The 15550-nt window shown below is 64.0% G+C and carries 9 protein-coding genes and 2 pseudogenes; 3 read left to right on the forward strand and 8 right to left on the reverse strand.

The genetic code is table 11. The features are described 5' to 3' along the window. Positions 1-704 precede the first annotated feature (704 nt). A pseudogene (locus tag ACVWYP_RS23030) lies at positions 705-4173 on the forward strand (ATP-binding protein). Between the two features lie 150 nt (positions 4174-4323). Here ACVWYP_RS23030 and ACVWYP_RS23035 read toward each other — a convergent pair. The 5 genes from ACVWYP_RS23035 to ACVWYP_RS23055 all read right to left on the reverse strand — a co-directional run bounded on the left by ACVWYP_RS23035 (position 4324) and on the right by ACVWYP_RS23055 (position 8634). Continuing rightward, positions 4324-5472, reverse strand: a complete 1149-nt coding sequence (locus ACVWYP_RS23035) for an acyltransferase family protein (protein ID WP_453946037.1) — start codon at positions 5470-5472, stop codon at positions 4324-4326. A 70-nt stretch (positions 5473-5542) separates the two neighbouring features. Continuing rightward, positions 5543-6766 carry a chromate efflux transporter gene (gene chrA, locus ACVWYP_RS23040; RefSeq protein WP_304499975.1) on the reverse strand — a complete coding sequence of 408 codons (1224 nt, stop codon included), beginning with the start codon at positions 6764-6766 and terminating at the stop codon, positions 5543-5545. Between the two features lie 447 nt (positions 6767-7213). Further along, on the reverse strand, positions 7214-7735 hold the full coding sequence (locus ACVWYP_RS23045) for an OsmC family protein (protein WP_304499976.1): 522 nt from the start codon (positions 7733-7735) through the stop codon (positions 7214-7216). A 175-nt stretch (positions 7736-7910) separates the two neighbouring features. Further along, positions 7911-8408: a YciE/YciF ferroxidase family protein gene (locus ACVWYP_RS23050; RefSeq protein WP_304499977.1), complete on the reverse strand. Its 498-nt coding sequence runs from the start codon at positions 8406-8408 to the stop codon at positions 7911-7913. A 22-nt stretch (positions 8409-8430) separates the two neighbouring features. Continuing rightward, on the reverse strand, positions 8431-8634 hold the full coding sequence (locus tag ACVWYP_RS23055) for a hypothetical protein (protein WP_304499978.1): 204 nt from the start codon (positions 8632-8634) through the stop codon (positions 8431-8433). Positions 8635-8894: 260 nt separating this feature from the next. On the opposite strand from ACVWYP_RS23055, the gene ACVWYP_RS23060 reads away from it, so the two are divergent. Beyond that, complete coding sequence (locus ACVWYP_RS23060) at positions 8895-9638, forward strand: hypothetical protein (protein WP_304499979.1); 744 nt, start codon at positions 8895-8897, stop codon at positions 9636-9638. Between the two features lie 50 nt (positions 9639-9688). On the opposite strand, the gene ACVWYP_RS23065 is transcribed toward ACVWYP_RS23060, so the two are convergent. Next, complete coding sequence (locus ACVWYP_RS23065) at positions 9689-11161, reverse strand: protein adenylyltransferase SelO (RefSeq protein ID WP_304499980.1); 1473 nt, start codon at positions 11159-11161, stop codon at positions 9689-9691. Positions 11162-11360: 199 nt separating this feature from the next. Between ACVWYP_RS23065 and aspS the strand changes: the two are divergent. Further along, positions 11361-13275 (forward strand): annotated as a pseudogene (gene aspS, locus ACVWYP_RS23070) (aspartate--tRNA ligase). A gap of 120 nt (positions 13276-13395) precedes the next feature. Here aspS and ACVWYP_RS23075 read toward each other — a convergent pair. Both ACVWYP_RS23075 and ACVWYP_RS23080 read right to left on the reverse strand, forming a co-directional pair. Then, positions 13396-14784: a hypothetical protein gene (locus ACVWYP_RS23075; RefSeq protein ID WP_456684140.1), complete on the reverse strand. Its 1389-nt coding sequence runs from the start codon at positions 14782-14784 to the stop codon at positions 13396-13398. Beyond that, positions 14781-15386, reverse strand: a complete 606-nt coding sequence (locus tag ACVWYP_RS23080; RefSeq protein ID WP_304499983.1) for a hypothetical protein — start codon at positions 15384-15386, stop codon at positions 14781-14783. Before ACVWYP_RS23080 ends, ACVWYP_RS23075 begins: the two co-directional genes overlap by 4 nt. Positions 15387-15550 lie beyond the last annotated feature (164 nt).

A 15550-nucleotide genomic window follows, 5' to 3' on the forward strand; every position in this document is an offset into this window, starting at 1 on the left:
GGCCCTGCGCGGGGTGAGGGACGGGCCATTTTTGAATTGATTGGGCGTGATTCGAGGGTGTTTTCGGCCCGGTCGTGCCGGGAATTCGGCGGTCGTGCGGGCGAAAGGCGGGACCCATAACCGCCGGAATTCGTTGGTCGGGCGATCGCGGCCCCGGCCGCGCGCGGCAATGGGCATTGGGGGTAATGGGTCGTGGCTTTCGCCAGGACGGACGATGAGGGTGGTTCTCGCGCGATACGGCGCATCGTCATTGCGTACTTCATGTCGGTGTCATCGCCCGGTCCCGTCATCGCCAAGGCTTCGATGACGCTATGCATCCTTGGCGCGCCGAAGCTTCAACGGAGGCGGCGAGCCGGGCGATGACAGTGCGGATGCCACACACGATCGTCGTCCTGGCGAAAGCCAGGACCCAGAACCACCGCATTTGATCATGAACGGGATCGTGGCCCCAGCGTCGCGCAACAACTCTCATTTGGGGTAATGGGTCCTGGCTTTCGCCAGGACGACATTGAGTGTGTGGCGCGGTCTGTGAGTCACACATCCACATCCTCGCGGCGCTGACGCGTCCGAGTCATCGCGCGCGAAATCGGATGGCGCCGCGCGTTTCGCACTTTGTGAACGCGTCCAGTCTGGGGTAAACAAGCCCTTTGGCATCGTCGAACGAGGCCCATTGTCGCCAATGGCCCGCAGTCGGACGGATCACAATGCCGGAGAAACGGCCAAGCGCCGATATGGAGGCTGCTCTCAAGCACTGGCTCGAAACCGTTGATCTCGGCCAGTATAGCGACCTCTTTGTCCTGCATCGCATCGGTTTGGACATCCTGCCCGATTTGACCGAGCAGGATCTGGTCGAACTTGGACTTCCGCTGGGAGACCGCAGGCGCTTGCAGCGCGCGGTTGCTTCCCTGACCCGTTCGGCAAAAGGTCCCGCCGGCGGCAGGAGCGTCGCGGAAAGCGCGGCGGTGAGCGCCGAGCGGCGCCAGCTGACCGTGATGTTCTGCGACATGGTCGGTTCGACCTCGCTGTCCGAACAGTTCGATCCCGAAGACGTCCGCGACATGATCGCGAGCTTCAGGGAAAAGTGCGTCAGCGTGGTCAAGCGGTACGAAGGCTTCGCGGCCCGCTACCTCGGGGACGGCATTCTGGTCTATTTCGGCTATCCGAATGCGCATGAGGATGACGCCGAGCGGTCGGTGCGTGCGGCGCTCGAAATTGTACGGAGCCTGTCGTCGGCGAGAGCGAGTGACGCCCGCGACGTTACAAGTCATGGGCCCAGTGTGCGCATCGGGATTGCGACCGGCCTTGTTGTCGTCGGAGACCTGGTTGGACAGGACACCGAGGAGCACGATTCCGCAGTCGGCGAGACGCCAAATCTGGCTGCCCGTCTGCAGGCCTTGGCGCCTCCGGACGGCGTCGTCATTGCGTCTTCGACGCAATCCCTGCTGAGAGGAAAGTTCGACTACCAGGACTTAGGATTTCACGCGCTGAAGGGGATATCCGCGAAGGCCCAGGCCTGGCTCGTGGTTCGGCCCTGCCGCGCCGAGACGCGATTTGCCGCGGCCATGGGCTCCAGATTGACGCCGCTGGTCAACCGCACCGAAGAGATGGCGTTGCTGCTCACGCGTTGGCAGCAAGCGAAAGCCCGTGAGGGGCAGGTCGTGCTGCTGACGGGCGAGCCGGGAATTGGAAAATCCAGGATCGTTCAGGAATTGCGGGAGCGGATCGCAGGTGATCAACACGGACAAGTTTCGTTCCAGTGCTCTCCCTATTACAGCAGCACCGCTTTTCATCCCTTCATCGAGCATCTCAAATTCGCGCTCGGCCTTGACGGCGAGAACGCGTCTGCGCTTTGGCTGACAAAGCTTGAAGCCGGCGTCGCCGCCTCGAACGGCGAGGCGGACACAGTGGTGCCGATCCTTGCGGCGTTGCTTTCAATTCCCACCGGTGACCGCTACGCGGCCCTGGATCTCTCGCCGCAACAGCTGAAGGATGCGACGATCGCCACGCTCGTCAACCATCTGCTCGCGCAAGCGCGCGGGCAGACGCTCCTGATCGATTTTGAGGACGCACATTGGATCGATCCCACCTCGCGGGCCGTGCTCGATCTGCTGGTGGAGAACGTTCGCAGCGCGTCGATCCTTGTCGTGATCACCTGTCGTCCGGAGTTTCAGCCGGGCTGGAACGATCACGCGCACACCATCAGTGCGAACCTCAAGCGTCTCGGCCGACAGGTCCGCACGATATTGGTCGAACGTGTGGCTGGAGAAAAGGAGCTTCCCAGAGAGGTGATTGAGGACATCATTGTCAAAACCGATGGCGTGCCGCTCTTCCTTGAAGAGCTGACCAAGGCCGTTCTCGAGTCCGACGTCTTGACTGAGCAACATGGACGTTACGTCTTGTCCGGTCCGTGGCATCAGCTCGCTATTCCCGCGACATTGAACGATTCCCTGATGGCCCGCCTCGACCGGATGGGATCGTTCAAGAAAATCGCGCAGATCGGCGCCACCATCGGCCGCGAGTTCTCTTATGAGATCCTTCGCGAGGTTGCCGAGGCGCCGGCGGACCAGATCGAAGCCGCCCTGAACCATCTGGAGGCAGCCGGCTTGATCGTCCGCTTCGGCTTTCTGCCGGAGGCGCTGTACTCGTTCAAGCACGTGATGATCCAGAATGCGGCGCATGAAAGCTTGCTGCACAGGGAAAGAAGAACGCTGCACGCCAAGATCGCACGCGTGCTGGCCGAAAAATATCCGGAGAAGATCGAGCGCGAACCGGAGCTTCTCGCCTACCACCTGACCGAGTCCGGCCAAAGCGAGCCGGCTGCGGGTTTCTGGCTCAAGGCCGGAAAGCAGGCCGCAATGAAGGGTGCGACTCTGGAGGCGATCGGTCATCTGCGTCGTGGGCTAGGGGTTCTGCAAGCCTCACCCGGCATGCAGGGGCGAAACGAGTCCGAGCTTGAGCTTCGCATCGCCCTGGGCACCGCCCTGATCGCGGCAAAGGGGTACGCCGTCCAGGAAGTCGAGGAGAATTATGTTCGCGCGCTCGAACTCGGCCGGCATCTCGACAACATGGCGAAGGTCTTTGCGGCGACGCGCGGACTTTGGGTGTGCCACTTTATCCGCGGCGATCTCGCACGGGCGCATGAGCTGAGCGCGGAGCTCCTGCAGTTCGCAAGGCGCGAGGCGTCGAATCAAAGCTCGTCGGCGACGCAACAGACCGGATATCTGATCGAGGCGCATCGGGCGATTGCGATGACCATGCTGTACCGCGGGCGGTTTGTCGCCGCCGAACATCACCTTTCATCGCTTCAGGAATCTGTACAGCCCTGATCTACACGGCGCCCTGACGGCAACGCATGGCATCCATCCTGGCATCGTCTCGCTCTCGTATCTCGGGTACGTGTCGTGGTTTCTGGGCCGTCCTGACGCGGCACGCCGATACAGCCAGCAGGCTATTTCGGAAGCGGAAGACCTTCGCCACCCCTTCACGCTGTCGTTTGCGCTGACATTCGGCGCTTACGTTTGCCAGCATCTCCGCGATGTCGAAGGGACCCACGATTACACCAACAGGGCACTGGCCCTCTCATCGGAACACGGCTTCCTGCACTGGAAGCATCAGACGACCATCCTGCGAGGATGGGCGATGACTGAGCTCGGCAATGTCGACGAGGGATTGAACCAGATGCGAATGGCTATCGACGGCTACGAGGGCATGAGCGCCCGGCTCGCCAGTTGCTGGTTCAGGAGCCTGCTCGCGAAGGCTTATGCAAGTGCCGGCTTGCCGGATGCTGCCTTGCGCGAACTCGACAGCGCATCGGCGATCGGGAGAAGAACGGGAGAGCATTTTTACGAAGCCGAGATCTATCGTCTGCAAGGTGAGATGACGCTCAATTACGCGAAATCATCGTCCGTCGAATCCGCCGAGCGAATGTTCCTCGCCTCGATCGAGCTGGCGCGCGGGCAAAGCGCGCGGTCCTTTGAATTGCGGTCAGCTGGCAGCCTGGCGCGCCTTTGGCGACATTCCGGCAAACATGAGCGAGCGGCCGAGTTGCTGCTACCCGTCGTCCGAACGTTCACGGAAGGTCTGTCTACGCCTGACGTCAAGGAAGCGCTCGAGCTGGCGAATGAACTGGCAATGGAAATGCCCGGAGATCATGAATGGAGCGGGCGGGTCTGAGGATATCGAGTCGCCCCCCGGGCGCCATCCGCCCGCTTGCGCCTGACCGTCGTCACCACGCATCGCAGATGAATGACGGTGTTCGTTTCGGCCCAAGGTTCGCGACGGCGGCAACGTCGGATGCTGCTCCGGCGATGTGCGCCGGACGGATCAGCGGTTGGCGATGCTGCTGGCCTCGATTGGCGGGGCAACGTCGTCCCGATCGATCCGCGCTTCGCCCGCACGAATGCGTGACGGCCACCCGTGCCGCGAGGCCAGCGTCGTTAGCTTGTCCCTGACGAGATAATGCGCGGGGTCTTCGAGGAAGCGCCAGACGAACCAGGCCAGCAGCACCATGCCCGTCACGACCAGCATGGTCGACAGCGCGTCCGGCGTTGGTGTGATCAGGAGCAGGATGACGTAGCCGAGCTGCAGATGCAGCAGATAGAGCGGGTAGGTGATGCCTCCCACGGCCCTGACGAAGCCTTCCGGCAAGGCTACAGACTTGATGCGGGTGGCCGCGAACACGATGCCGAGCGAGACGATGCAGATCACCGTGACGACGCGTGGATCGAAGCTGCCATGGGTGTGGACGCCGAGCCGCTCCAGCTTGTGCACGGCCTGGAATGTCGCCGTGCCCATCGCGAGCGACAGCAGGCTGTACAGCCTGGTGTCGCGCCGTCCGCGGTAATGCTCATAGATCAGCAGTCCGACGGCGAAGAAGCCGCTGTCGTCGGCCATGAACAGTTTCTCGAACAGGGGAACGTCGATGGTGAGTTCGTTGGCAAAGGTGATCGCGATCCACGCCACGATGATCGTGTCGATCCGCCGCGGGAAGATGCCCCAGGCCAGGAACAGCGCGATCCAGGCGTAGAACACGACCTCGATCACCAGCGACCAATAGGCGTCGTCCATGTAGGGCTGACCGAGCATCGGGGCCGCGATGAACAGGTTTGCCAGCCATTGCCCCCACGTCACGTGGAAGTACGCGTGGCCCAGCAGCAGCGTCGCGAGGAAGGTCAGCGTCATGCAGATGACGAAGGTCGGATAGATGCGGCTGAAGCGGGCGATCGCGAAGCCGATCGGCGTGCGGCCTTCGGCGGAATAGGCAATGACGAAGCCGGAGATCGCGAAGAACACGGGGACGCCGAGGAAGCCGTATTGCGCGATCGGGGCGAGGTACGGCATCGCCACCTTTTGCACGCCGTTCGATGCCACGCCCCAGAAGCCGTAGTGATACAGGATCACGGCCCCGACCGCGGCAAGCCGCAGCAGGTCCAGCACGGGAACCCGGGTCGGTTGTTTAGAAACGCTCGGCATATATCCGCTATCGTGGCGGCGAGGCATGAAGGCGTTCTTAATCCGCGCGGCGAAACCACTGCGCGATCGTTCACGATTGCAGGAGCCCCGTGGCGATGCCGGCGGCCGCGCTGAGCACCACCACCACGAGCGGCGGTGCGCGCCACGCCGTGAGCAGGACGAAGCCGGCCAGCGCGATGCCGAAATCGAGCGGACGGTGGACGCTGCTGGTCCACACCGGATTGTAGAGCGCGGCCCCCAGAATGCCGACGACGGCGGCGTTGACGCCGCGCATCATCGCCTGCGCCGCCGGCCGTTTGCGAAAGCTGTCCCAGAACGGAAGCGCCCCGAGCAGGACGAGAATTCCCGACAGGAAGATGCCGACGAGGCCGACGATCGCGTCCGGCACGCCGCCGATCACGGCGCCGAGATAGGCGGCAAAGGTGAATAGCGGGCCCGGCACCGCTTGCGCGGCGCCATAGCCGGTCAGGAACGCATCGTCGCCGATCCAGCCCGGCGTCACCACGGCTTCGCGCAGCAGCGGCAGCACGACGTGGCCGCCGCCGAACACCAGCGCGCCCGAGCGGTAGAAGGCCTCGAACAGGCCGAGGCCGGGCCATGTCCGCGACAGCAGCGGCAGTCCGACCAACAGCGCGACGAACAGGATCAGCGCTGCGACGCCAACGCGGCGCGATACCGCCATCGCGATATGGGTGACCCCATTGGCCGGTTGCGCCCGGCAGAGCCAAAGCCCGGCGATGGCGCCGAGAACGATGGCGCCGATCTGCGCGATCGACGACGAACTGGCGAGGATGACGAGTGCTGCGACCGTCGCGATCGAGGCGCGTTCGCGGTCGGGGCAGAGCGAGCGCGCCATGCCCCAGACGGCCTGGGCGACGATCGCCACCGCAACCAGCTTGAGGCCGTGCACCAGGCCGGTACCCGCAGGGCCGCTCAATCCGCTGGCGCCGAAGGCAAACAGCACCAGCGCGATCGCCGAGGGCAGCGTGAATCCGGTCCAGGCCGCCAGCGCCCCCAGGTACCCGGCGCGCATCAGGCCGAGCGAAAAGCCGACCTGGCTGCTCGCAGGGCCCGGCAGGAATTGGCAGAGCGCGACCAGATCCGCATAGGCCTGTTCGTCAAGCCAGCGCCTGCGGGTGACGAACTCGTCGCGGAAATAGCCGATATGGGCGATCGGGCCGCCGAAGCAGCTGACGCCGAGCTTGAAGAAGATCAGCAGCACCTCCAGCGGCGAGTGCGTCGAGCTCGCGGTGGCGGGCGGTGTGCCGGGCTGCGGGACGTCGGTGTCGTTCAAGCGTCGTCAATTCCCGCAATTTGCGTCCCAGGTCAGGACTCGTCAGCGCGAGCATATCGCCATTCGATGACGTTTGATCGAGCTATTTCGCGCGGCTCACTCGTAGCGGATGTTCTTCGACGGCCGGCGCGCGGCGGGCATCGCCAGCACGACGAGACAGAGCGCGATCATCGCCAATCCCATAAATTCGAATGCAAATGCGTCCACGGGCCATTCTCCCCCATCAGAAACAGTTAGACTTGTTGGGGGAGCGTTGACGCGCTGTTAAGCCTTATGGTTACCGCAGCCGGCCTCGGCGCATGGTGGAGAGTGAGTTAACGCTCACATGGGGGAACTCAAGCGCGGTGGTCACCGCGCTTGAGTTCTGAGTTTGCGCATGATCTCCGCGCAAATGCGTTCCGCGCTTGTCGCGCCGGAAAACCGCTTTGCACTTTTCCGGATCATGCGTTAGGCGGCCACGCTCAACGGTCCGGTGCGCAGCTTCAGATCCACCGGCGTCGGGTTCCGCAGGATGTCCAGCACGGGGCAATGACGGTCGACGGTTTCCTTCAGCCGAGCGATGTCGGCCGCGGAGGCCGGACTGTCGATGGCGACCTCGGCCTCGATCTGCTGGAAACCAGCTCGCACGTCTGGATCGACGCTGAAGAAGCCGCGCAGATCGATCGCGCCTGACAGCTTGACGGACACGCCCTTGAGGGGAATGCCGAGCGCGTCGGCATAGAGCCGATAGGTGATCTCCTGGCATGAGCCGAGCGCGGCGAGGATGTACTCGACCGGGTTCGGTGCGGTGTCCTGGCCGCCGAGCGCCGGCGGCTCGTCGACGCTGACGTTGAATTGCCGCACGGCAACGCGGCTATTGACGCCGTCGCCGAGTTGCGAAGTCGCCTGGAACACGGCCTGCGCCTGCGCCGGATCGGCGCCGAGCGCCTGCCGGGTGTCTGCGAAAACCTGCTTGAACCTGAAGCTCATCGTTCGTCTTCCCCATGGCATCGATGATGCGAGGCTGATCGAACGGCTCACGCAGGGCAATAGTCGCGGGATAAAAACGACGGCAGCTCCGCGAAGCGCGAAATTTTCAGCAGCATTTTTCCCGAACGCGTAGATGCGTAGGATGAGTAGAGCCAACGGCTCTACACATCCGGCGTTACGCGGTGAGGGCGTCCTGGTTGATCTCGCCCTTGGCGAGCGCCGTCAGCAGTGTGTCGACGTGCCGCTCTTCGTCGAGACTGTCGTGCAGCAGCCGCTGGTCGTCGCGCAGGTTGAGCTGGCCGGCGAGGGCGGCCGCACTGCCATAGGCGGCGATCTCGTAATGTGCGAGCTTCTGCGCCGACGCGACGAGGCCGGCATCGCGCAAATTGTCGTCGGGCAGCAGCGAGACCATCTTGGCGGTCTCGTGGATCAGCGCCTGCATGGCCTGGTCGGTGTGCTCCAGCGGATCGGCGCCATGCATCCGCAGCAACGATTTCAACCGCTCGCCCTGCACGATGGTCTCGCGGTGATGGCGGCTGAACGCATCCTTGAGCGACGGATGCGAAGCGATCTCCGCCATCCGCGCCAGCGCCACGGCGAGTTGCTCCTCGACGCTTGCCAGTTCCTGAAGCTCGGCGACATACATGTCCTTGAAGCTGGTGATCCTCATCATGAAACCCTTCTTGTTTCGGCGTTCAGGCGGTGTGGCCGCCGGAACCGGAATCGATCGGCGTTTTCTTGGCACGTTGTGGCGTCATCTTCGCCGGATCCGGTTGCCCGGGCACGCCGCGCGGCCCGAGTTGCTGGCGCTGCAGATCGTCCTCGGAGAAGGGCTGCTCGACGCCGTTCGGGTTGCTGCGCTCGATCGCAGTTTTCAGGTCGTCATCGCGCTGGTTCATGCTGGCGCTCCATCATCTCGGCGGCACGGAACCTGGATCGGACGAGGCCGCACGTTCCGCGCTGCCCGGCCAACGATGCGCGCGCGAAATCGTTGCAAACAAATCAGGTGCGCGGCGCCACGCCACCGGCCGGGATGCACAGGATGGGGAGGGCCGACGGGAGCTGCGCGAGCGGCGATCGATTGCTCGGGCGTGGACCTGGCCTTCTCTTGCTCGCCGTTTGGTTGTAGTCTGGCATCATAGTTGAGCGGTACGGGTCGATGTCCATTGTTGGAGCGTCGATCCCCGATAAGAGCAAATCTATTTTGGGATGGCAGATGAATTCCCCGACGGTTCGCATTGTGGCCACGCCGAGAACGGCTCAGTGGATCAAGAGTTCGTATGACGCCTATTTTCGCGCCGTGACCAAGAAGGAAATTCCTATCCTGTCCTGTCCGGACGAACTGAAGCCAAATCGGGCCGGTGGTACTAACGATCGTCTTTGGGTGATTACCGTGGCGGATCCCTCGCACGGTCATATCATCGATTGGCACACGATGACCGCATTGCGCGCGCGCGATCGACGCATCAGTATCTGCCTTGTGGTTGCCTGGATCGCCGCGTTCTATGCTGCGATGTTCCTTGTCTTCGAGCGCGGAGTATGGATCACAATCCTTGCGTTTTGCGTTTGGTTGGGCCTGACCGCGCTGTTTGCCCGGCTTGCAGCAGCGCCAGCGCGGCGAACATTCGCATCGCTTACGAGAGTCGAATTTCCGATTGAACTGACCCAAGCGATCAAGCAAACCGCGCGACGCAAGCAGATGTTCTCCATGGTTGGGAAGATCGTCGGGGGCGTCGGTGGGCTGGCTGCGGGTGGCGCCGTGCGTGCCATCATCGATAGCGATGGCGCTGCAAAAGTTGCAGAGGAGCTATCGAAAGCGCTGCTCGAAGCTGGCGGCGAGGTGATGACCGAGACTCTGGCTCATCGTCCGGTGCCCTTAGCATCCGAGATGGGGGCCGGATAATTCGGCGGGTCACCCGGCATTTGCTGGTGCTTTTTCGTCCGTGAGTGGCTTCACGTCCCGCAGAACGTCTGCGTCACGCGCTGCTCGGGGAGCGGCGGATCGGCATAGGCCGCGTAGTGCGGCTGGTCCTCATAGGGTTTTGCCAGCACCGTCAGCAATTCCTCGAACGGCGTGTAGTCATCCGAGTTCACCGCAGCCGCAATCACCGCCTCGATCCGGTGGTTGCGCGGGATGAAGGCCGGATTGACGGCACCCATCGCGGCCTTGCGCTCGGCCGGCGTCTGCTGTTCCAGCGCGAGGCGGGCGCGCCAGCGCGCGGCCCATTCGTCGAACGCCGCGGGATCGGTGAACTGCGCGCGGACGTCGGCGGCATCATCGGTCGCCGCCTCGCCGAGATGGCGGAAGGTCAGCGTGAAGTCGGCCGCGTTCTTGGCCATCGCGTCCAGCAGATCCTGGATCAGCGCCTCGTCACCGTCGCGCGCGGTGAACAGGCCGACCTTGGCGCGCAGCCCGGCATTATAGGCTGCGGTGAACTTTTCGGGGAATTCGCCGAGGATCACTTGCGCCTGTTCGATCGCCTTCTCCTGATCGTCCGCGAACAGCGGCAGCAGGCATTCGGCGAGCCGGGTCAGATTCCACAACGCGATGCGCGGCTGGTTGGCGTAGGCGTAGCGGCCCATCTCGTCGATCGAGGAGAACACCTGCGCCGGGTTGTAGGCATCGAGGAAGGCGCAGGGGCCGTAATCGATGGTCTCGCCCGAGATCGAGGTGTTGTCGGTGTTCATCACGCCGTGGATGAAGCCGACCAGGAGCCAGCGCGCGACCAGCGCGGCCTGCCGCGCCACGACGCCGGCGAGCAGGGCGCGATACGGCTGGGCGGCGTCCTTCAGCTCGGGATAGTGCCTGGCGATGACATGGTCGGCGAGGGCGCGCACGCCGTCGGTGTCGCCGCGGGCGGCGAAGAACTGGAAGGTGCCGACGCGGATGTGGCTCGCGGCGACGCGGGTCAGCACCGCACCGGGCAGCGCGGTCTCGCGCATCACGGGCTCGCCGGTAACGACCGCCGCAAGTGATCTGGTGGTCGGGATGCCCAAAGCGAACATCGCCTCGCTGACGATATATTCGCGCAAGACCGGACCGAGCGCGGCGCGGCCGTCGCCGCGGCGGGAGAACGGGGTCGGGCCGGATCCCTTGAGCTGGATGTCGCGGCGGACGCCGTCCTTGTCGATGACCTCACCGAGCAGGATGGCGCGGCCGTCGCCGAGCTGCGGAACAAAGTGCCCGAACTGGTGGCCGGCATAGGCCATGGCGATCGGGTCGGCGCCGTCAGGCAGCCGCTTGCCGGCAAGGATTTCGGCGCCCTCCGGCGTCGAGAGCAGGTCCGGGTCCAGCCCGAGCTGGACCGCGAGCGCCCGGTTCAGCTTGATCAGCCGGGGGGCTGCGACCGGGGTCGGCGCGACGCGGGCGAAAAAGTTCGCCGGCAGCGCCGAATAGGTGTTCTGGAACGGGAAATGAATGGTCATATCCCGAAGATAGGCCTGCCGGCCGAATAGGCAAACGGTTGGCGGCCCCTGGCGCCGGATCGCGGCAAAATCTGCAGTTTCGGGCCAAAAGCGGGCGTTCCCTTGGTTGCCGCCCCGAGCGGGCTCGGGTAAACCCAGCGCCTTCGGATAGGAAGTTTCCTATCGCGATTCTCCTCCGACATCAGTTTTTGGACAGACTATGCATCGCTACCGGTCACACACATGCGGCGCGCTCCGAGAGGGCGATATCGACCAGACGGTCCGGCTTTCGGGTTGGGTTCACCGGGTCCGCGACCATGGCGGCGTGCTGTTCGTCGATCTGCGCGACCACTACGGCATCACCCAATGCGTGGCCGATCCGGACTCGCCGGCGTTCACCGAGGTCGAGAAGTTCCGCTCCGAATGGGTGGTGCGGATCGACGGCAAGGTGCGCCGCCGTCCCGCCGGCACCGACAATCCGGAGCTGCCGACCGGCATGGTCGAGATCTACATCAAGGAGATCGAGGTGCTGGGCCCGGCGGCCGAGCTGCCGCTGCCGGTGTTCGGCGAGCAGGAATATCCCGAAGATATCAGGCTCAAGTACCGCTTCCTCGACCTGCGTCGCGAGAAGCTGCACCAGAACATCATGACCCGCGGGCGCGGTGGTCGATTCCATGCGCAAGCGGATGAAGGAGCAGGGCTTCTTCGAATTCCAGACCCCGATCCTGACGGCGTCCTCGCCGGAAGGCGCGCGCGACTTCCTGGTGCCCTCGCGCATTCATCCCGGCAAGTTCTACGCGCTGCCGCAGGCGCCGCAGCAGTACAAGCAACTGCTGATGATGTCGGGCTTCGACCGCTACTTCCAGATCGCGCCGTGCTTCCGCGACGAGGACCCGCGCGCCGACCGCCTGCCGGGCGAGTTCTATCAGCTCGACGTCGAGATGAGTTTTGTGACCCAGGACGACGTGTTCGCGGCGATGGAGCCTGTCATCACCGGCGTGTTCGAAGACTTTGCCAAGGGCAAGCCGGTCACGAAGAATTGGCCGCGGATTCCGTTCGCCGAGGCCGTGCGCAAATACGGCTCCGACAAGCCGGACCTGCGCAACAAGATCGTGATGCAGGAAGTCTCCGAGCACTTCCGCGGCTCCGGCTTCAAGGTGTTTGCGCGGATGCTGGAGGACCCGAAGAACCAGGTCTGGGCGATCCCGGCACCCAAGGGCGGATCCCGTGCCTTCTGCGATCGTATGAATTCATGGGCGCAGGGAGAAGGCCAACCTGGCCTCGGCTACATCATGTGGCGCGCTGGAGACGTTACGCTTGATCTCGCGAAACCCGATCAGAAGAAAGATCGGGATATCGTTGAGCAACTCCTCAAGGAAGGAAAGGTCGTCGAAGCGAACAAATATCTGGGCGTGAATCCGACGGAATTGGGCGGCGAACCAAAGGTGGCTGGTGCGGGTCCGATTGCTAACAACATCGGAGCCGAGCGGACTGATGCGATCCGCAGTCAGCTTGGCCTTGGCGAAGGCGATGCGGCGTTCTTCGTCGCCGGTGATCCCGAGAAGTTCTGGAAGTTCGCAGGCCTCGCGCGCACCAAGCTCGGCGAGGAATTGAACCTGATCGACAAGGACCGGTTCGAGCTCGCCTGGATCGTCGACTTCCCGATGTACGAGTACGACGAGGAGAACAAGAAGGTCGACTTCTCGCACAACCCGTTCTCGATGCCGCAGGGTGGCCTCGACGCGCTGACGTCGCAGGACCCGCTGACCATCAAAGCGTTCCAGTACGACATCGCCTGCAACGGCTACGAAATCGCGTCCGGCGGCATCCGCAACCACAAGCCGGAAGCGATGGTGAAGGCGTTCGAGATCGCGGGCTATGGCGAGCAGGAGGTCATCGACCGTTTCGGCGGCATGTACCGTGCGTTCCAGTATGGCGCGCCGCCGCATGGCGGCATGGCGGCCGGCCTCGACCGCATCGTGATGCTGCTCTGCGGCACCAACAATCTGCGCGAGATATCGCTGTTCCCGATGAACCAGCAGGCCATGGACCTGCTGATGGGCGCGCCGTCGGAAGCGACCCCGAAGCAGCTCAAGGAGCTGCACATCCGCACCAACCTGCCGGCGAAGGGTTAGGCGGAAGGAAGAGTGAAACCGTAGCCCGGATGGAGCGAAAGCGAAATCCGGGGCGGTCCCTCCTGCGGCGACGCTGTTCCCGGACTGCGCTTCGCTCCATCCGGGCTACGGGTGGGAGAATCACAACCCCGTCGAGGCGTCGATCCGGAACTGCGCCAGCGCCGATTGCGGGTCGGTCTTGAGCAATTGCATCAGCTGAAGCGCCGGCGCTTTCGCGCGCGGGGTCAGCTTGATGACCAGCGTCTGTCCCGGCGTCTCGATGAACTGGCTGATCGCGGTGAGGAGGCCGGTGGCGTCGGGATTACCCCCGCCGATCTCGCCGCCCTGCGCCTTGATGGCGTCGAGGATGACCTTGCGCGCCTCGTCGCGGCTGATGTTCCGGGTGCGCGCAAATTGAGCGATCGCGAGATCGATGACGCCGAGGTCATGGACCGTGAGCTCGATCGTGCCGGCTTCGATCTGCGCGGCCGCGCCCATGGCTTCCGCGGGGCTGGTCGAGAATGCCTCGCGCGGCACGTTGCCGAGCGCGACCCTGGCCGACGCATTGAGCAGGCCCGCCATGTCGAGCTTGACCGGCTCGAGCGCGAACGCGCGTGAGGTCTCGGTCCAAACGGCGCCGAGATCGGCGTCGACCGCCATCCGGTCGATCCCGGCGGCGACGAGCGGTTGCTGCCGCGGATCGGCGGCGTCCAGCGGTGCCGCCAGCTTCGCGATCAGCCGCAGCTTGCTCGGGATCGATCCGACGAACTGACCCCAGTCGAGGCTGAGGACGTCGATGTTGACCGGCTTGCCGGTGGCTTTGTAGGGCGACGCGACGCCCTTGACCTCGACGCCCTCGATCAGCGGGAACAACGCCAGCGCCTGTTCAGCGGACGGCTTCTGCGCGGCGAACTGCGCCGAGAGCCGCATGAAGCTGGCAATGTCCAGCGACTTCAGCGCGAAGCGTCCGACCTTGATGGGACCGTTCGGCGCACGGGTATCGAGTCCCTCGACCGCAAGCTCGCCGATCTTGCCGTGTTCGAAATTGAACCGCATCGAGGCGAGCTTGAGCGGGCCCTGTGGCGTCTCGACCGAGAGCCCATGCATCTCCGCATTTCCAATTCCGACGCCCGAATAGAGGCTGGCGACCTTGTCCAGCAGTTCGCGTGCCTGGGCGGCAGACGGCGGCGAGCTCCCTTGCGGCGGGATCATTGCCAGCAGCGCCGGCAGCTGCATCCGTGCCGGGTTGATCCTGACGTCGTCGACGGTGATGCCGTCGATCCGCATGTTCACGCCTGGCGTCGCGGTGATGACATACGGACCGGCCGAAACGCGTCCCTGAACCCGGTACTCCCTGTCATCGTTGGCCCTGCCTGGATCGAATATCGCCGCCATCGCGCCGACGTCGATGTCGGCCGCGGCGACATTGGCGAGTTCGCCAGTCAGCTTGATCGGCTTGCCTGCTGCCTGCTGGTTGATCGTGAACACAACCTTGCCGGTCTTGCTGGACGCGATCTTTCCGTCCTTCATGTTTTCGATGGCGATGCCGAATAGGCGAATTCGCCGCTGGCGCCGTCGCCGGCTTTTGCGGCGGCGCTGAAGGTTATCGTTCCGGTCAAGTTGGGCGCAGTGACCGATGACGCGTTGATGCTCGCGAGCAGTCCGAACGCGGACCGGTACAGCTCCAAGATCGACGACGAGGCCGGAAGCGGGGGCAGGCTGGCGGGGCCGGAATAATCCTTCACCGTGATCCGCGGCGCCTTGTAGGTCAGTGAGGTGATCGTCGGGGTCGGTCCCGCCACGCCGATCTCGATATCGCTGAACTCGACGTTGCCGGCGGAGACCCGTGCCGTATCGGTTTGACCGAGGCCTGTCATCGTGAGACGGGCAATCTTGACGCTGACCGGGGATTGCGTCCCCGACTCGGTGGCGACGTCCGCGATCGTCAGGGTGCGGCTCTTGACGTCGAAGGTGATCTTGCCGTGGCTCGCCTTGGCGCCGGTGGCACGGACCTGCTCGAAGGCGGCCTCGACGTCGCGCGTAACCCGGCGCTGGGCATAGAAGTCGAAACCGAAGAAGCCGGCGGCCGCGATCACAACCACGGCGATCAGGCCGAGCAGAATTTTCTTCATTCGGTCAACTCCGGATGATCAAGGGGAAAAAATTGCCAATCCCGGCCGAATGGCGCGGGGAGGGGCAGGCGTCGATGAACGGCCGGCCCGGGCCTGTTGACGGGGACATTATCGGATGTTGCATCCAAGCGGCTGGACATGCTTCACATCCGGCTCGATTTGCC

Source organism: Bradyrhizobium sp. USDA 3262, from assembly GCF_054060035.1.